This is a genomic window from uncultured Senegalimassilia sp. (assembly GCF_934636665.1).
Classification (GTDB): domain Bacteria; phylum Actinomycetota; class Coriobacteriia; order Coriobacteriales; family Eggerthellaceae; genus Senegalimassilia.
The window spans coordinates 99,740-117,451 of the sequence record NZ_CAKUAT010000005.1; the positions used below are offsets into that span (position 1 = coordinate 99,740).

Sequence of the window (17,712 nt, forward strand, 5' to 3'; positions counted from 1 at the left end):
AGAATTGAATGGCAGATAACACTGACAACCGCGATGGTCAGGGCGGCGAGGAGCTTCCCGACGATCTGAAGCGCTTGGTCGATGCCGCCGAGGAAGACGCGGCAGACGCCGGCGAGCAGGACGTCGAGCAGCCCGAGCCCGGCCACACGGTAACGTCGGGCCCGGTGTCCGAAGAGGACAAGGCCCGCTCGCTTATCGACATGTCCACCGTCGCCAACCCCCACGGCTCCATCATCGAGGATGCAAACGGCGGCGAAGGCACCACCGTTCGTGCGGCGTATTTGGGCAAGGAGATGGCTTCTTCGTTCCTGGAGTATTCCATGAGCGTCATCGTCAGCCGTGCCCTGCCCGACGTGCGCGACGGCCTGAAGCCGGTCCATCGCCGCATCCTGTACGCCATGAACGAGTCCGGCTACACGCCGAACCGTCCTCATATGAAGTCCGCCCGTACCGTCGGCGACGTCATCGGCAAGTACCACCCGCACGGTGACTCCGCCGTGTACGACACCATGGTGCGCTTGGCCCAGCCGTTCAGCATGCGCGTTCCGCTTATCGACGGTCATGGAAACTTCGGCTCCATCGACGGCGACTCGGCAGCAGCAATGCGTTACACCGAGGCGCGTCTGGGCAAGGCGGCCATGGAGTTGCTGCGCGACCTCGACAAGGAAACGGTCGACTTCCAGCCCAACTACGACGAAAGCCTGGAAGAGCCCACGGTCTTGCCCGCGCGTTTCCCCAGCTTACTGGTCAACGGCTCCAACGGCATCGCCGTCGGCATGGCCACCAATATCCCGCCGCATAACCTCGGCGAGACCATCGACGCCACGTGCATGATGCTCGACAACCCCGAGGTCTCCACCGCCGAGCTCATGACTGCCCTTCCCGGCCCGGATTTCCCGACCGGCGGCATCATCATGGGCAAGAAGGGCATCCTGGATGCCTATGAGACGGGCCGCGGCAGCCTTACCGTGCGCGCGAAGTGCAAGATCGAAGAGGGAAAGAACGGCAAAAGCTCCATCGTGGTCACGGAGATCCCGTACCAGGTGAACCGCCAGCGCTTGCTCGAGAAGCTCGGCGAGCTGGTTCGCGAGAAGAAGCTTCCCGAGATCTCGAACATCCATGACGGTGCCGACCGCCACGGCATCGACATCATCATCGAGCTGAAGAAGGATGCCATCCCGCAGGTGGTGCTCAACAAGCTCTATAAGCACACGCAGCTGCAGGTGGGCTTCGGCGTCATCATGCTGGCGCTCGTCGACGGCGTGCCCCGCGTGCTCTCCCTGAAGGAGACGCTGCACTACTACATCGCCCATCAGGAAGACGTCATCGTGCGTCGTACGCGCTACGAGCTCTCCAAAGCCGAGGAGCGCGCCCATATCTTGGAAGGCTATGTAGTTGCCCTCGACCATATCGACGAGGTCATCAGCATCATCCGCTCCTCGCAAACCGACAAAGAGGCGGCGGCTCGCCTGACCGAGCGCTTCGGCCTGACCGACAAACAGACTACCGCCATCCTGGAGATGCGCCTGCGCCGCCTGACCGGTTTGGAGCGCGAGAAGATCCAGTCCGAGTTGGAAGAGCTTCGCGAGAAGATCGCGTACTACAACCGCGTGCTCTCCGATCCTCAGCTGGTGCGCGACATCATCAAGGAAGAGCTGCAGGAGATCAAGAAGAAGTTCGACACCCCCCGCAGAACGCAGCTTTCCGAAGCCGCCAAGGACCTGGATGTCGAGGACCTCATCGCCGAGGAGAGCATGGTGGTCACGGTCACGAAGGCCGGCTACGTCAAGCGCCTGCCCGTTGCCACGTACCGTCAACAGAAGCGCGGCGGCAAGGGCATGCAGGCGGTGAACCTGAAGGACAACGACTACGTCGAGCACTTGTTCGTCGCGTCCACGCACTCCTTCATGCTGTTCTTCTCCACGAAGGGCAAGGTATATCGCCTGAAGGTCTACGAGCTGCCTGAGGCATCCCGCCACGCGCGCGGCACGGCCATCGTGAACCTGTTGCCGCTCGAGAAGGGCGAGACCATCAGCGCCGTCATCGCGACGAAGGACTTCCCGACCGACGAGTACCTCATGTTCGCCACCGAGCACGGCATGGTGAAGAAGACTTCCATGGAGCAGTACGACCGTACGCGTCGTGACGGCCTTATCGCGATCAACCTCAAGGACGGCGACCGCCTTATCAGCGTGCGCCGTGTTGCTCAGGGCGAGAACGTCATCATGGTGTCGTCCGCCGGCAAGGCAATCATGTGGCCCGAGGACGAAGTGCGCGCCATGGGCCGCGGTACCATGGGCGTGCGCGGCATGAACGCGCCGGCAGACGCCAAGGTGCTCGGCATGGAGATCGCTCGCCCCGAGACCGATCTGTTCGTCATCACCGAGAAGGGTTACGGCAAGCGTACGCCCATCTCTGAGTATCCGTCGCACCATCGCGGCGGTCAGGGCGTCTTCACCATCACCATGACGGAGAAGAAGGGCTTGTTGGCTGCCATGAAGATCGTCAGTGCCGACGACGAGATCATGATCATGTCCGAGGAGGGCGTCGTGGTGCGCACTCCCGTCGAGGGCATCTCCGAGCTCGGCCGCTCCACGCAGGGCGTCCGCGTCATGAACGTTGCTGAGGACGATCGCGTGACCGCCGTCGCCATCGCTGCCCACGGCAAGAAGAAACGCGCCGCAAATGCCGATGGCGCCGAAGAGTTGGATGAGTCGTCCATCGACGAGATGGAAGAGTAGCCAGCTTCAGGCATATAGGAACGATTAAGAAAGCCGCTCCGTAAGGGGGCGGCTTTCTTGTTGCATGGGCGTGTTGCCGTACGGCAGCGTGAGATGTTTCACGTGAAACATCTCAGTAGGAGGGTGCGGTTGGGCAGGCTGATCATATGGAGTGTTGGTCTGCGGGTATGGTGGTCGCCGCAGTGCTACGAGAAGTCCTTTGGGTCGAGGTCCTCCAGGAACGAGCGGAACTCCTCAAGTTCCGCTTCGGCGGACTCGTCCTCGATGGGCTTTCGAACGATATAAGGGTATGAGGCGCGTTCTAAGACGTCCTCGTTGATATAGAGCGGGGCATCCTCGCGCAACGCCAGAGAGAGCGCGTCACTGGGGCGGGCGTCGAGCTCGATGAGCCTTCCGTGTTGGCGCAACGTCAGCTTCGCGAAGAACAGCGATTCCTTCACCTTGTCGATAAGGACATGGTCGACGCTTGCATCAAGGTTGGTGAGGGCGTCGAGTAGCAGGTCGTGCGTAGTGGGGCGTGCAACCTTGGTATGCGTGACAGCTAAGTGCAGCTGAGCCGCTTCGGCGGCGCCCACCATAATGGGCACGATGCGCGATACACCAGGCACAGGGCTCTCCTCGATAGGCTGCAGCACAAGGATGGAAGGACCCGGTGCGCTTCCGATAATGATCTTTTGCACAGCGATGGGAACCAAGCTTGCTCCTAACTATAAGCGATTCGCTTATATATGATATCGAGCCCTTATGACGCCTTCTTGTAAGGGATTATACGCATGAATATGTCTCTGACCTGCGGTTTCTTTTATAAAACAGCAGTAGGAAAAAATTTTCCTAAAAGTTGAAAATTCTTCTTGACCATTCTTGGAAACCCTGGTTATAATAAACGAGCACTTTTCGAAGGGGCCCGTAGCTCAGTTGGTTAGAGCGCACGCCTGATAAGCGTGAGGTCGCTGGTTCAAATCCATTCGGGCCCACCAGTATTTGCGATAAACGCTCCACCGTGAGCCGAGTTTGCCGGTGGAGCGTTTATTATTGTAAAGTGCGAGTTGGGGGTTTAGCTCAGCTGGGAGAGCGCGGGCTTTGCAAGCCTGAGGTCAGGGGTTCGATCCCCCTAACCTCCACCATTTGAGATTATTTGCAGGTCCGGAAACGGGCCTGCATTTTTTTTGCCTGCAGGTCCGGAAACGGGCCTGCGTTCGTATCGGGGTAGGAAACGATCGAGCTGATAAGCGAGGTGTCATGAACCGTCTGGAAGCTTTGCGTGCCTTGGGGTTGGACGAGGACGCTACCGACGAGGATATCAAGACCGCTTATCGCGAGACGGCGCAGATCCTGCACCCCGACCGCTTCGCCACCAATAAAAAGCTGCAGGACCGGGCAACCGAGCAATTCAAGAACCTGCAGGAGGCCTACGATTTCCTGACGTCATCCAAAGGTCGCAGGAAAGCAGGCGGCTCCTCGTCCTCGGGGCGTTCGACGCGCGCGGATTACGACGATGTCAATGCCCGTCTCGCCGGCATAGCCGCGGCCAGAACGCAGCTGGTGCGCCAACGCGATGCGGTGTACGACGAACGCCGCAACGGCCTCGGCATGGCGGCTATCGGCGGGCTGGTGGCCCTGTTCTGCGGCAGACGCCCTTTTGGGTTGTTCGGTGTGGTTGCCGCCATAGCTAGCACTGCAGCCATCTGGGGCATTGTCCAGGTGGTATCATCGCAACGTTCCATCAACACGCTTACCGAGCATATTGACGAATTGAATAGGGAAGAGCGCAAGATCGCGCAAGAATCTGAAGAGGAGTAGCACACCCGTATGAAGCAAGAAGGCCTTCGCAACGTTGCCATCATCGCGCACGTCGACCATGGCAAGACCACGCTGGTCGACCGCCTGCTGTGGTCGTCCCACGTGTTCCGCGAGAACCAGGAAGTGCAGGAGCGCGTCTTGGACTCCAACGATCAGGAGCGCGAGCGCGGCATCACCATCCTGTCCAAGAACATCTCCATTCACTACAAGGGCGTCAAGATCAACGTCATCGACACGCCTGGCCATGCCGACTTCGGCGGCGAGGTGGAGCGCGTGCTGAACATGGCTGACGGCGCCCTGCTCATCGTCGACGCTTACGAGGGCCCCAAGCCCCAGACCCGATTCGTTCTTTCCCACGCCCTCGAGCGCGGTCTGCGCATCGTGGTCGTCGTGAACAAGATCGACCGTCCCAACGCCGATCCCGAGGGCGCCGTGGACAAGGTGTTCGACCTGATGGTCGAGCTGGGTGCTTCAGACGAGCAGCTTGACTTCCCCGTGGTGTACGCTTCCGCGGTCAACGGCTACGCACGCTTGGAGCCCGAAGACGGCAACATGGACATGATCCCGCTGCTCGACACCATCATCAACGAGATCCCGTGTCCCGAGGTGGACGCCGAGGGTCCGGTGGCCCTGCAGGTCTGCACCGTCGACCACAGCAGCTACGAGGGTCGTATCGGCGTTGGTCGCCTGCATAGCGGCACCCTGCACGAGAAGGAGCAGGTGCTGGTCGTGCAGCCCGACGGCAACCAGTACAACGCCACCATCCGCAAGGTCTACACCTTCGAGAACCTGGGCAAGACCGAGGTTCCCGAAGCCCATGCCGGCGATATCGTTGCCGTGATCGGTGTCGAGGCGGCGGATATCGGAGATGTCATCACCGACCCCGAGAACCCGGTGGAGATGGAGCCCATCGCTGTCGAGGAGCCCACCATGGCGGTCGTGTTCGAGGCTTCCACCAGCCCGCTGGTTGGCCGTGAGGGTGACATCGTCGGCGCCCGTCAGCTCAAGGAGCGCCTCATGCGCGAGAAGGAGAGCAACATCTCCATGCGCATCGACGAGACCGAGGACAAGTCCGGCGTGCGCGTTGCCGGCCGTGGCGTGCTGCATCTGTCCGTCCTTATGGAGACCATGCGCCGCGAAGGCTTCGAGTTCCAGGTCGGTCGCCCGCAGGTCGTGTATAAGACCGACGAGCACGGCAACAAGCTCGAGCCGATCGAGGAAGCAACCGTCGACGTGCCGAACGACTACTCCGGCAAGGCCATCGAGGTCATGGGCACCGCCGGCGGCATCATGGAGGACATGTTCTCCGACGAGAGCATGACGCACTTGACCTTCAGCATCCCGTCCCGCGGCACTATGGGCCTGAAAACCCGCATCCTCAATGCGACGCACGGCGAAGCAGTGCTGTTCCACCACTTCCGTGAGTACGGCCCGTATTCCGGCGAGATGGACGGCCGCAAGAACGGCTGCATGATCGCCATGGCAACCGATAAGGCCGTCGCCTACGCGCTTGATACGCTGCAGCAGCGTGGCCGCTTGTTCGTCAAGCCCGGCGACGAGTGTTACGAGGGTATGATCGTCGGCGAGTCCGCCAAGGAAGGCGACATGGTGGTTAACGTATCGAAGACGAAGAACCTGGGCAACCAGCGTTCCTCCACTGCGGACAAGGCCATCCAGCTGACCCCGCCGATCACCTTCACGCTCGAAGAGGCGCTGGAGTACATCGAGGATGACGAGCTGGTGGAGGTCACTCCCGAGTCCATTCGCCTGCGCAAGCGCATCCTGAGCACCATCGAGCGCAAGAAGGCGAACAAGAAATAACGTAACAGTCGTTTTCGTTACGACTTTATATTCGAGCATGGGTTTGACCGAGCGCCGGCAAAGCGCGATATAACCAGCTTGAACCCCTCACAAGGCGGCCTCCGGGCCGCCTTTTTTATGGGTAAGTACCCCGAATGTTGTAGGAAAGCCCAGCTCCTGTGAAACCTGCATGGGCATATTGTGCTGGGAGAAAGGCATATTCCGCCGTGTGGGAAAATACGCACAAGGCATTCGATTTGACCGCTTGTGCGTCTGTCCAGCGGTTTCATGCGTTTGAGGAAGGGTTTTATGAAGGCATCTCGCATTATCTCAACGGTTTGCGCGATGGGTCTTTCGGCGGCGTGCGTCATGGGCGTTGCCGGCTGCTCCAGCAATAACCAGAACTCCGGTTCGGGCGCGGTGGCCGCCACCATTAACGGTACCGAAATCTACGAGGACACGGTTACCGACTATATCCAAAGCGTTCGCGAGCAGCAGGGTCTGACCGATGAGGATTCCTGGGGCAACTACCTGGCGCAGATGGGCACCGATCCGGCAGGCGTGCGCGAGCAGATCATCAACACGTACGTCACGCGCGAGCTCATCAATTCCGGCGCCGAGGAAAAGGGCGTTACCATCGACAGCTCCGAGATTGATAGCTATGTCGACAAGATGAAGTCCAACTACGATAGCGACGAGAAGTGGCAGTCCGCCCTCGAGCAGGCTGGCATGACCGAGGATGAGTATCGTTCTGAGATTGAACTGCAGCTGAAGGCAAAGGAGCTGTACAACACCTTCACTTCCAGCGAGGAGCCTTCCAACGACGACATGCTCCAGTACGCGCAGATGTACGCCAGCGCCTACGACGGCGCCAAGCGTTCCAGCCACATCCTGTTCGATTCCGATGACGAGGCAACTGCTCAGGACGTGCTGAACAAGATTAACTCCGGTGAGCTCGACTTCGCCGAGGCTGCCAAGCAGTACTCCAAGGACACGGGTTCCAAGGACGCCGGCGGCGATGTGGGTTGGGATAAGACCAGCTCGTTTGTGCAGGAGTACACCGATGCGCTGAGCGGTCTTGAGAAAGACCAGGTCAGCGGTCTGGTTACCAGCAGCTATGGCATCCATATCATCAAGTGCACCGACGTGTACAACGCTCCGAAGGAGAAGGCTGATGACGGCACCGAGACGGTGAAGATCACCAGCCTCGACCAGATCCCCTCCGAGTGGCAGGAGACCATCAAAGAGTCGCTGCAGTCCCAGGGCCAGACCACGAACTACCAGAACTGGCTGAAGGAGAAGAAGGAGTCTTCCGACCTCAAGATCAACGACATGCCTTCCGGCCTGCCCTACGACGTTGATATGTCGAAGTATCAGACCGAGGATCCCAACAGCACCGATAATGCCGATACTAACGTTTCGGCTGCTGACTCGACGGACGGCGACGCCTCTGCCAACACGAATGGCTCCGCTGACAACTCCGCCAGGGCAACCGATGCCGAGGAAAAGTCTTCGGCAAACTAGCCTGAAAAGGCGTGTAACGCAAGGATAAGAAGGGAACCCGCTTCAACGGGTTCCCTTCTTCGTTTGGGAAGGAATGGGTGTATGAGCGAAGAAAACACCGAAGTGCAGCCGCTGTTCGAGCTCAACGATGCCGAGGTTGTGCGAGCAGGCCGTACAATCCTGCACGTTGATAAATTCTTGCTTGCAAAAGGGGAGAACATCGCGCTTTTGGGTCCGAACGGCGCTGGTAAATCGACGTTCGTGAAGCTGATTACTAGGGAAGTGATGCCGCTCTATCGTGAGCAGCCCCCGGTGAAGTTCAACGGCAATCCGCGTGCGACGTTGGTGGATGTGCGTAAAACGCTGGGCATCGTGTCGTCCACTATGCAGGCGCAGATCAACGTCCATTTGCCTGCCGTGGATATCGTCGAAGGCGGCCTGTTCGGCACGCTCGGCCTTCCACGTCACGTCCACCCGGATGAGCGTACGCATGCGAAGGCGCTTGAAGCTATGGAGATGCTGGGGGTGGCGAAGCTTGCCGATCAGGATATCATGACCATGTCGAGTGGTCAGGCGCGCCGCGTGCTCTTCGCTCGCGCTCTCGTGCATGACCCGAGCACGCTGCTGCTCGACGAGCCGTGCACGGGTTTGGACCCTGAAGGCATGTATTACGTGCGTTCGAGCATGCGCGATCTCGCAAGGGCGGGCAAGGGAATCGTGTTGATCACCCACTATCCGGAGGACATCATCCCCGAGATAAAGCGCCTTGTCCTAGTCAAGGATGGAAAGCTGTTCGCCGACGGTGCGAAAGAGGATATGCTGACCGACCAGATGATGAGCTCGCTGTTCGACGTTCCGCTGCAGGTTGCGAAAAATGGCAAAAAGAATGAGTATTTTTCTCTTGTGAGTTCGTACTAGATAGTGTAAAATATCTAAACGCTGCATGAGCGCACGAGAGAAAACGTGAACGCAGTGCAGTCTGTAAGCAAGCGGAGAGATGACCGAGCTGGCCGAAGGTGCACGATTGGAAATCGTGTATACGCCAAAAGCGTATCTGGGGTTCGAATCCCCATCTCTCCGCCAGATTATCCCGGCGGAACCTTTACGGTAACGCCTTTTTTGTAGGTCGGCATAAATACCCAGCCGACCCACCCCATGCGGAGGGGTGGCAGAGTGGTTGAATGCGGCGGTCTCGAAAACCGTTTCACCGGAAACCCCGGTGACGAGGGTTCGAATCCCTCCTCCTCCGCCAGGAAACTTGAAGCCCTTGCAAATGCAGGGGCTTTTTCATTTTCCAGGTAGTTACGCGATTGCTTTGGGGTTTTCAAGAAAGAATCTTATTCATGAATAATCATATCTATGAATATAACCTGGGAAAATAGTAATCCACGGAGTGTTTATGGATAATGTGTTTCACGTGAAACATCGTGTGAACAACACTCATATACTCAGGTTATTCGAAGATTGCCCTTACCTTATCGGTATAGAAAGGAACCACCATGAACGAAGCCGCAAAGTCTTTGGCTCAAATGAAGAAGGCGAACAAGCTCGTCCGCTTGGCATTCCGCAAGAACGGTCCGAAGAGCTTCAAGCGCGGTCAGGGCGCACTGCTTCAGGCCCTGCTGGCCGACAGTGGCGCAACGCAGCGCGATCTCACCAAGACGTTGGGCATGAACCGCAGCAACCTTAAGGACATCGTGAAGAAGGCTGAGCGCAACGGTTATGTGACCATCGAGTCGGTCGATCAGCCGCGCACTTACGCGGTGAAACTTACCGATCTTGGCCGTGAGCTTGCCGAGAAGCGCGTTGCAGCCAACGATAAGACTGCCGAGGATATCATCTCCTGCTTGAGCGCCGAAGAGGTCGCCCAGCTCGACGCCATCACCGAAAAGCTGATCCTGGCGATGAAGGATAAGGGCATCTGCGGCAAGAAGAAGGGCTACAAGGTGCGCCGCAAGCGTCATCGTCGCTAAAACCTGAACGCGGATTTTCAGCGGTTCGTTGCAATAACGATATCGCTGGTCGAAAGCCACGCTACACTGGATGCATCATGAAATGCATGCGGGGGCGTGGCTTTCGCATTGTAAAGAATCGAAAGGATACGGCAATGGCTGATCGCGTCGTTGAAAATCAGGATAACGAAGTTCCCGAGATCCCCGAGATCTTGGAGAAGGTGCTGCTGTTCTCGCTGGATGAGGCGAAGCAAAAGTTGACCCAGAGCAGCGAAGTGGTCCCCTTCACCGCGCTGGCGGTCAAAGAGAACCTGTTCATCGAGAACCACCCCGACGAGTCCGTGGAGGCGTGTTTCAACGCAGCTCGCCATACGGTGCAGCATGCCCAGGGCGCGCAGGCTTATGCGCTCTGCTACGACGGTTACGTCGAGGTTGACGAGGGTACGAAGGATGCTCTTATCGCCGAGGGCGGCGTGCCCGGCGCTGACAAGGGTTTCGCTGTGGGTTATCTGTACGAGTGCTCCGAGGACGGCACCGTCGAGTTCGAGGATGAGCCGGCGTACATCGGCGAGGCCCCGAACTTCATGATTGCTTTGAAGGCCCCGGGCGAGTACAGCGATGACGAGATCGACGAGAAGTACACCGCAGAGGACGAAACCGAGTTCGATGTGGTGGACGAGGGTTCCGAAGAGGAATAGCCAAAACACAGGCAAGCCATGCAAGCTTATCCGGTTATGCAATGGGCTGGCGGATAGACGCGAAGGCGGTTCACCTGCAAGGTTCAGGTGAACCGCCTTCGTCATTTCGACAAGGGTTCTGCAAGATGGCGCGCCTATAGTTGGAGATGCGGGCAGACGGCGGGCTGTGGAGCAGGGGGCTGCCGTCTGAGGTGCGGCGATGTGTTGAAACGGTGCAGAAGGAAGAAAGCAAGGTGAAAGGCTGGCATTAAGGAATCGGGCTTGATAATATAGTCAGGCTAATTCCTGCCCCGGTGTATGCCTTCACCAGCCCGGGGCCGTAAAGTCCAAAGGAGGTGAGCTGATGAAGGCTTACGAACTGCTGTTTATTATTGCTCCGTCTACCGACGAGGAAACCCGTGCAAATACGATGAATCGTATCCAGGGCATTATCACGTCCGCTGAGGGTTCCGTCGACAACGTTGACGAGTGGGGCAAGCGTAAACTCGCTTACGAGATCAATGGTCTGACCGACGGTGTCTACACCCTCATCGATTTCCACGCTGATCCCGCCGAGGTTGCAGAACTCGATCGCGTGCTGCGCATCTCTGATGTCGTTGTTCGCCACATGATCGTGAAGCGCACCGACCGCGAATAGGATTACGTAGGGGCCCACAAGGTCCCAGCATGAGAAGAGGTAGATACACATGAGCATCAATCGTGTCATGATCAGCGGAAATCTTACGCGCGACGCCGAAATTCGTTCCACGCAAAGCGGTATGGCCATCCTGGGGTTCGGCGTTGCGGTCAACGACCGCCGCAAGAACCAGCAGACCGGCGAATGGGAGGACTACCCGAACTTCGTCGACTGCACCATGTTCGGCACCCGTGGCGAGAAGCTGCAGCCCTATCTTACGAAGGGCACGAAAGTGGCCATCGAGGGCAAGCTTCGTTACAGCTCGTGGGAGCGCGATGGTCAGCGCCGTAGCAAGCTTGAAGTGATCGTCGACGAGTTGGAGTTCATGTCCAGCCGCAACGGCAACAACGCCAACCAGGGTTACGACAACGGTATGACCGCAGGTTATGCCCCGCAGCCCGCTCCGATGGCCGCTCCCGTTGCAGCTCCGATCGTAGATGCCTCTGCTTCGGTTTACGACGAAGACATCCCGTTTTAAGCGAAAGAGGTTTACCAAATGTCCGACTACGCGAAGCAGCCTCGTCGCAAGTACTGCCAGTTCTGCAAAGAGGACGCGGAGTACATCGACTACAAAGATACTCAGATGCTGCGCAAGTATGTTACCGACCGCGGGAAGATCAAGCCGCGCCGCGTGACGGGTGCCTGCACCCAGCACCAGCGTGACATCGCGAACGCCGTGAAGCGCGCTCGCGAGATGGCTCTGATGCCCTACGCGGTTCCCGCAATTAGCGGCCGCGGCGACCGCCGCAATCGCTAGGCGCAAGGAGGAACCATGAAAGTCATCCTGCTCCAAGAGCTCAAGGGCAAGGGCGGCGAAGGCGACGTCGTGGACGTGGCCCCCGGTTTTGCCAACAACTACCTGATGCCTCAGGGCATCGCCATCCTGGCTACGAAGGGCAACCTGAAGCAGCTGGAGATGCGCAAGAACAACATCGCCAAGCGCGAGGCTACTCGCCTGGCCGATGCTGACAAGCTGAAGTCCGTGCTCGACGGTGCTTCCGTGAAGGTCGACGCGAAGGTCGGCGAAGAGGGCCAGCTGTTCGGCTCCGTTACCGCCACCCAGATCGCCGAGGCCATCAAGGAGGCTCTGGGCGTGGAGATCGACCGCCGTCGCATCGAGGCTGGCAAGGCCATCAAGACCGCCGGTCAGCACGAGGTCGTCATCTCCATCTACCGTGACATCAAGGCCACGGTTACGCTGCTGGTGGGCATCGACGAGGTTGCTGCCGAGGAAGAGGCCGAAGAGGTCGAGACCGAGGCTGTCGCCGAGGAGGCTGCTGCTGAAGAGGCCGCTGAATAACTCAGCGCTTTAAAGCGAACTAGCAAATCCCCCGCACTCATGTGCGGGGGATTTTTTATTTAGGAGCCATTAGCAGGGGTGCGTGTCTCCTGCTTGGGCGTATCACATGGCGCTTATCGCTGTTTCAGGTGAAGAGGGGTGCATTATTGCCTGGCAGAGATTTAGGCGGTGTGCGGAGCACCAATCTTGCTTAGCGCTTCTGTCGGTGTTCAGGTGACGCCCTGCGGTATCCGCGGCGCAACTCCGAGTGCGGTATGATAAGCCGGATACAAGAAAGGATGAGCAGCATGCCCGTTGACGTTCCCTACAATCCCGACTTCGCCCCTGAGGTGCCTGAGAGCTCCTCGATCCGTAAAATGGAGCCCCAGAACATAGAAGCTGAGAAATCGGTGTTGGCGGCGTGCCTGCTCAATCAGGAAGCCATCGAGGACGTTGCCGCCAAACTTATCCCTGACAACTTCTATCGAGCTGCCCATCAGCGGATTTTCGAGGCCATGCTCGATCTTTACACGCGTCACATCCCGCTTGACCAGATCTCGGTTGCCGATAACCTGAAGGCATCGGGCCAGCTTGAGGCCGTTGGAGGCCAGGCGTACATCCTGGAGCTTGCCAGCAATTCGTTCGCCCTGGTCAATTGGCAGAATCACGTTGAGATCGTCAAGCGCACGTCCATTCTGCGCGATCTTATCCGCGCATCCGGTGAGATTCGCTCGCTTGCCTACGATGCCCCTGACGACCTAGGCGTCGTTGTGGAGCAGGCGGAGAAAACGCTGTTCGCGGTCACGGAGAAGCGCGTGTCCAGTGCGTTTACCGGCATCGATACGCTGCTGGTGGATGCTTTCGAAGAACTGCAGGAGATGGCAGCGCAGGAAAACAAGATTTCGGGCGTTGCGTCGGGCTTCAAGGACGTCGACGACCTGTTCCACGGCTTCCGCGGCGGCGACTTGGTCATCCTTGCGGCTCGTCCTGGTGTAGGCAAGACGGCCTTCGCCCTGAACCTGTGCACGAGCGCGGCGAAACTGGGCGCCACCGTGGCGTTCTTGTCGCTGGAAATGAGCGCCTCCCAGCTGGTGCAACGTGTTCTTGCATCCGAGGCGCGCGTGAGCTTGTCGAAGCTGCGCGCCGGCCAGGTGCAGGACGCGGACTGGGCCGCCATCATCGAGGCATCCAGCAACCTTTCCAAACTGAAGATCGAGTTCGACGACACGCCGGCGCTTTCCATTCTTGAACTGCGCGCGAAGGCGCGTCGTGAGCTGCGCGACGCTGAAAAGGGCCTGATCATCGTCGACTACCTGCAGCTGATGCAGCCGCCGCAGGCGCGCCGCGACGGCAACCGCGCCGTCGAGGTCGCTGAAATCTCTCGTGGCCTGAAGGTGCTTGCCAAGGAAATGGACATGCCTGTCATCGCACTGTCGCAGCTTTCCCGTGCCGTGGAGATGCGCGGCAAGAAGCGCCCGATGCTGTCCGACCTGCGTGAATCCGGCGCTATCGAGCAAGACGCCGACATCGTCATGTTCATTGACCGAAGCATGGATGAGATGGAAGCGGAAAGCGAAGACCGTCCCGACTTGGGTACGGCAGAGCTGATCGTCGCCAAGCACCGCAACGGTCCCACGCGCGATATCACGCTCGCCTTCAACGCGGAATACACGCGCTTCATGGACTTCATCGACGATTCACGCGTTCCCGACTATATGTAGCGCACGCAACGACGGGGCCGGGGTAAACTGAAGCTATGACTGAGAGCCTGACATTCCTCCACACCGCCGATCTTCACCTTGGCGCGCCTTTCCGCGGCCTTGCCAAGGTGTCGCCTGCGTGGGCTGCCCGATTGGTGCAGGCCATCGCTGAAGCATTCGATCGCGTCATAGACACGGCAGTTTCCCGCAAGGTGGACTTCGTGGTCATCTCGGGCGACGTGTTCGACGCGTCGCGCGCGTCATACGGCGACTACCTGCGTTTCTTCGAGGGAATGCGAACGCTGGGAAAAGCGGGAATCCCCGTGTATCTGATCACGGGCAACCACGATCCCTACACCTCGTGGCAGCAAAGCACGTTCTCCTTGCCGGAGAACGTCCATATGCTGCCGGCGGACAAGCCGGGTTTCGAGCTGTTCAGGCGCAACGGGAAGCCGCTTTGCATCATCGGCGGCCGCGGATACTACAACCAATCGTGGCCCATAGACGAATGCATTGCCGACGGCATCACGCGAAATGCGGCGCTTGCGGCCCTTCAGCAGCGCGAACCTGACGTTGCGCAGGTCCCCTTCGCCATCGGCATGCTGCATACCGGGCTGAACTTGGACCCCGTGAAAGCGCCGGTCAACCCCTCGGTGCTGCTTTCCGCCGGCATGGATTACTGGGCGTGCGGGCATATCCACATGCGATACATCCATCCCGGCGAGGATGGCCCCCGCATCGCGTTCTCCGGGTGCATCCAGGGGCGCGACATCAAGGAAACGGGTCCGCGCGGGGCGCAGCTGGTCACGCTTTCCCAAGGCGCGGTCCCGCAGCTTGAATTCATCCCCACGGCAAGCGTGGTATGGCAGCGCCTGCGCGTGGACGTGTCCGATTGCACCACGTTGCCCGAGATCAGCGACCTGATCATTCGGGAGCTGTTCCGTGCGAACGGCAAAGCGCACTGCGAGGAGATGATCTCGCGCATCGTGTTGACGGGCACGACCGCGCTTCACGAGGTGCTTTCCCGTCCCGATGTGCTCGAGGACCTGCGCAAGCATGTGAACGATTCGTACGCGTCGTTCTTCTGCGACACCATGGTCGACGAAACGAAGGAGCCGCGCGATAAGCAGGCCCTGCGTGAGGAAGGGTTGTTTCCGGCGGTGTTTTTGCGTGTGGCCGAGACGCAGCGATTCCTTCCCGAAGAGCAGGTGGCCTTCCTGCAGCAGGAGTTCCTCGATCGAGGGCTGCAGATGCCGTCGAGCTGCGCCGGCAAGGTGGGGAAGTTGTCGGAGCAGGCCGAGGACCTGGTGCTCGATATGCTGTCGCAAGGGGAAGAGCGCTAGTGGGCAAGTATCTGGAACATATCAAGATGGACGCGTTCGGGGCGTTCTCCAACCGTCTGATCGGGCCGTTCGGGCCGGGTATGAACGTGGTGTTCGGCCGCAATGAGGCCGGCAAGACCACGTTTGCCCAGTTCGTAGGTGGCGTCCTGTTCGGTTGGGAAGAGGCCCGCGGCCAACGCAACACCTATAAGCCCGATAACGCCGAACGTGCGGGAACGCTGTTCTTCGCCAACGAGGACGGCTCGGAGGCATCGCGAGTCTCGCGCATCCGCAATGCCGATGGGCTGCAGGGCGACGCGTCGGTCGCCGACGACATCGACCGCGAAACGTATCGCACCATGTTCAGCCTGACCAGCGACGAGCTGCGCCAGCTGCGCAACACCACCGATGTGACGGCCAAGCTGCTCACGGCCGGTTCTGGCACGGGGGCTTCCCCGGCGCATGCGCTGATCGCGCTGCAAGATCGCCTGGCGCAGTTCACCTCAAAGGCCGCTGCGTCCGAGAAATCGCTGGTGAAGCTCGAAGCGGAGCAGGATGAGCTGCGCCGTCGCATCGCCGTCGAATCCGATCGTGTAGAACGCCTGAAGCGCGAGGACCACGAGTTCGCCGAGCTGAAGCCGCAGCGCGATGAGTTGCTGGCCAAGATCGGCGACCTCAATACCGCCATCGAGACGCTGAAGGCGAATCGCAAAACGCTGGAGAAGACCGAGGCCGACGAAGCCGAGCTGCAGGAAAAGATCGCCGATCTGCGCGCTCAGGAGGAGAGCCTGCGCTGCGAGCATAGGCTGGCGCAGCGCGAGCATCCCGAAGAGCTGGCGGGCATCACGGCCACTGAGGAACGCCATCTGCGCGATCGCATTGAGGCGCTTGCCGTCCAGGAGGCGAAGACGGAGCACGCCGTCGACTTAGCGCGCGACAACTACGCAACTTCGAAGGCGGCCTACGAGGCGATGCTCGAAACGCAGGATGAGCAGGATGAGAGCATGCGCGCACGCCGTCAGCAGCGCGTGCAGATCGGTCTTTCCGTGGCGCTGCCTGTGGCCTTCATGTTCGCGGGCATCCCGCTGTTCATGCATGGCCGCGAGATCACCAGCCTGTCGTTCACCGCGCTGGGATTCTTCCTGGTGTTGGTGGCAGTGGTGCTCGCCGCCGCCTCGCTGATCATGCTGTTCAAGCCGGGCAGGAAAGGAGATGAGCGCTCCCAACGCGTTCAGGACCGGCACTGGGTCATGCTGCAGGACAAGAAGAAGCTGGAAGCATGCCTGGCCGAACAGGGGAAACAACGCCAGGCCGTACGGGCCGAGCTTGCCGCCGCGGGGCTTTCCGAGGCGAAGGATTCCCTGCGCCACGCTCGTGCGCTGCTTGATGAGGCGAAGGACGTTCGCGCGGAGAACGCCCTGTACGTGCAGCGCAAGCAGGCGCTCGTATCACGCCGCACGGCGTTGGAGGAGTCGCTAGAGAAGGCCCGCGAAACGCGTGAGGGCCTGTACGCGGAGATCGGCATGCGCCGCGAACGCGGAACGCTCGAGGCCGTGGACGCCTTCATCGCGCGCAAAACGCGTCAGCGCGAGGGTCTGATGGAGACGAGCGAGCACCTGAACCGCCGCTACGGCGAGCTTCGCCAGCTGCTTTCCCAAGCGAAGGGCGAGCGCAGCTTCGACGAGCTGAAGCTTCAGGCCCAGCAGCTCCAAACGCGCCGCGACGAGGCGGCCATGGAGTTCGCGAAGCTGCTGCTGGCGCGCCATATGCTCGAGGCGGCCATCGCGTCGTGGGAGAGCAAAAGCCAGCCCGAGGTGTACGCCCGCGCAAGCGAGCTGCTCAGCTTGATGACCGACGGCAAGTGGGTGAAGGTGTCCATGAGCGCCGACGGCCGTCTTCAGGTGACCGACGCGCTGCGCACCGTGCGCGAGCCCGTGCATCTGTCGCTGGGCACGTGCCAGCAGCTGTACCTGGCGCTGCGTATTGCGCTGCTCGTCACCGCCGACAACGTGGGACGCGCCGTTCCCATCATCGCGGACGACATCCTGGTGAACTTCGATTCCCAGCGCCGTGCGGGTGCGGCGAAGGCATTGGCCCAGCTGGCGTGTCACCGTCAGGTCATTTTGCTGACCTGCCATGAAGAAATCGTTGAAACCATGCGCGTGGCCGATCCGGGCCTTACCGAAGTGGTTCTGTAGTACACTGTGAGGGTTGCGACACTGTTATCGAAAGGATGCGCAC

General features: G+C 59.7%; 15 protein-coding genes and 4 tRNA genes. 18 read left to right on the plus strand and 1 reads right to left on the minus strand.

The annotated features are described in order from the left end of the window. The first annotated feature begins 8 nt into the window (after positions 1-8). On the plus strand, positions 9-2,741 hold the full coding sequence (gyrA, locus tag Q0G75_RS03130) for a DNA gyrase subunit A (protein WP_294416166.1): 2,733 nt from the start codon (positions 9-11) through the stop codon (positions 2,739-2,741). A gap of 185 nt (positions 2,742-2,926) precedes the next feature. Here gyrA and Q0G75_RS03135 read toward each other — a convergent pair whose 3' ends face one another. Continuing rightward, positions 2,927-3,436, minus strand: coding sequence for a bifunctional nuclease family protein (locus Q0G75_RS03135; protein WP_294416164.1), 510 nt, complete (start codon positions 3,434-3,436; stop codon positions 2,927-2,929). 205 nt (positions 3,437-3,641) lie between these two features. Between Q0G75_RS03135 and Q0G75_RS03140 the strand changes: the two genes are divergently transcribed. The 17 genes from Q0G75_RS03140 to Q0G75_RS03220 all read left to right on the plus strand — a co-directional run bounded on the left by Q0G75_RS03140 (position 3,642) and on the right by Q0G75_RS03220 (position 17,669). Continuing rightward, positions 3,642-3,718, plus strand: a tRNA-Ile gene (locus Q0G75_RS03140). Between the two features lie 71 nt (positions 3,719-3,789). Then, positions 3,790-3,865 (plus strand) — tRNA-Ala (locus Q0G75_RS03145). Positions 3,866-3,980: 115 nt separating this feature from the next. Further along, on the plus strand, positions 3,981-4,541 hold the full coding sequence (locus Q0G75_RS03150) for a J domain-containing protein (RefSeq protein WP_294415257.1): 561 nt from the start codon (positions 3,981-3,983) through the stop codon (positions 4,539-4,541). A 9-nt stretch (positions 4,542-4,550) separates the two neighbouring features. After that, the gene (gene typA / locus Q0G75_RS03155) at positions 4,551-6,362 is read left to right on the plus strand and encodes a translational GTPase TypA (RefSeq protein ID WP_294415255.1); all 1,812 of its coding nucleotides are present in this window, start codon (positions 4,551-4,553) and stop codon (positions 6,360-6,362) included. 288 nt (positions 6,363-6,650) lie between these two features. Beyond that, the gene (locus tag Q0G75_RS03160; protein ID WP_294415253.1) at positions 6,651-7,865 is read left to right on the plus strand and encodes a peptidylprolyl isomerase; all 1,215 of its coding nucleotides are present in this window, start codon (positions 6,651-6,653) and stop codon (positions 7,863-7,865) included. Between the two features lie 81 nt (positions 7,866-7,946). Beyond that, entirely contained in the window at positions 7,947-8,762 is an 816-nt protein-coding gene (locus Q0G75_RS03165) for an ATP-binding cassette domain-containing protein (protein ID WP_294415251.1), read from the plus strand. 73 nt (positions 8,763-8,835) lie between these two features. Next, a tRNA-Ser gene (locus Q0G75_RS03170) sits at positions 8,836-8,927 on the plus strand. A gap of 76 nt (positions 8,928-9,003) precedes the next feature. Beyond that, positions 9,004-9,096, plus strand: a tRNA-Ser gene (locus Q0G75_RS03175). A gap of 247 nt (positions 9,097-9,343) precedes the next feature. Further along, positions 9,344-9,817 carry a winged helix-turn-helix transcriptional regulator gene (locus tag Q0G75_RS03180; RefSeq protein WP_294415249.1) on the plus strand — a complete coding sequence of 158 codons (474 nt, stop codon included), beginning with the start codon at positions 9,344-9,346 and terminating at the stop codon, positions 9,815-9,817. 134 nt (positions 9,818-9,951) lie between these two features. Then, positions 9,952-10,494 (plus strand): hypothetical protein, encoded by a 543-nt coding sequence (locus Q0G75_RS03185; protein WP_294415246.1) that lies wholly within the window; start codon positions 9,952-9,954, stop codon positions 10,492-10,494. 343 nt (positions 10,495-10,837) lie between these two features. Beyond that, positions 10,838-11,131, plus strand: coding sequence for a 30S ribosomal protein S6 (gene rpsF, locus Q0G75_RS03190; RefSeq protein ID WP_042432258.1), 294 nt, complete (start codon positions 10,838-10,840; stop codon positions 11,129-11,131). Between the two features lie 49 nt (positions 11,132-11,180). Next, positions 11,181-11,648 carry a single-stranded DNA-binding protein gene (gene ssb / locus Q0G75_RS03195; RefSeq protein WP_114620663.1) on the plus strand — a complete coding sequence of 156 codons (468 nt, stop codon included), beginning with the start codon at positions 11,181-11,183 and terminating at the stop codon, positions 11,646-11,648. An 18-nt stretch (positions 11,649-11,666) separates the two neighbouring features. Continuing rightward, a complete protein-coding gene (gene rpsR, locus Q0G75_RS03200; protein WP_042432253.1) occupies positions 11,667-11,927 on the plus strand; it encodes a 30S ribosomal protein S18 in 261 nt (86 codons plus the stop codon). A gap of 15 nt (positions 11,928-11,942) precedes the next feature. After that, entirely contained in the window at positions 11,943-12,470 is a 528-nt protein-coding gene (rplI, locus tag Q0G75_RS03205) for a 50S ribosomal protein L9 (RefSeq protein ID WP_294415243.1), read from the plus strand. A gap of 287 nt (positions 12,471-12,757) precedes the next feature. Further along, positions 12,758-14,170, plus strand: a complete 1,413-nt coding sequence (dnaB, locus tag Q0G75_RS03210; protein WP_294381767.1) for a replicative DNA helicase — start codon at positions 12,758-12,760, stop codon at positions 14,168-14,170. 35 nt (positions 14,171-14,205) lie between these two features. Continuing rightward, a complete protein-coding gene (locus Q0G75_RS03215; protein WP_294415240.1) occupies positions 14,206-15,492 on the plus strand; it encodes a DNA repair exonuclease in 1,287 nt (428 codons plus the stop codon). Then, the gene (locus Q0G75_RS03220; protein WP_294415239.1) at positions 15,492-17,669 is read left to right on the plus strand and encodes an AAA family ATPase; all 2,178 of its coding nucleotides are present in this window, start codon (positions 15,492-15,494) and stop codon (positions 17,667-17,669) included. Before Q0G75_RS03215 ends, Q0G75_RS03220 begins: the two co-directional genes overlap by 1 nt. Positions 17,670-17,712: the final 43 nt, after the last annotated feature.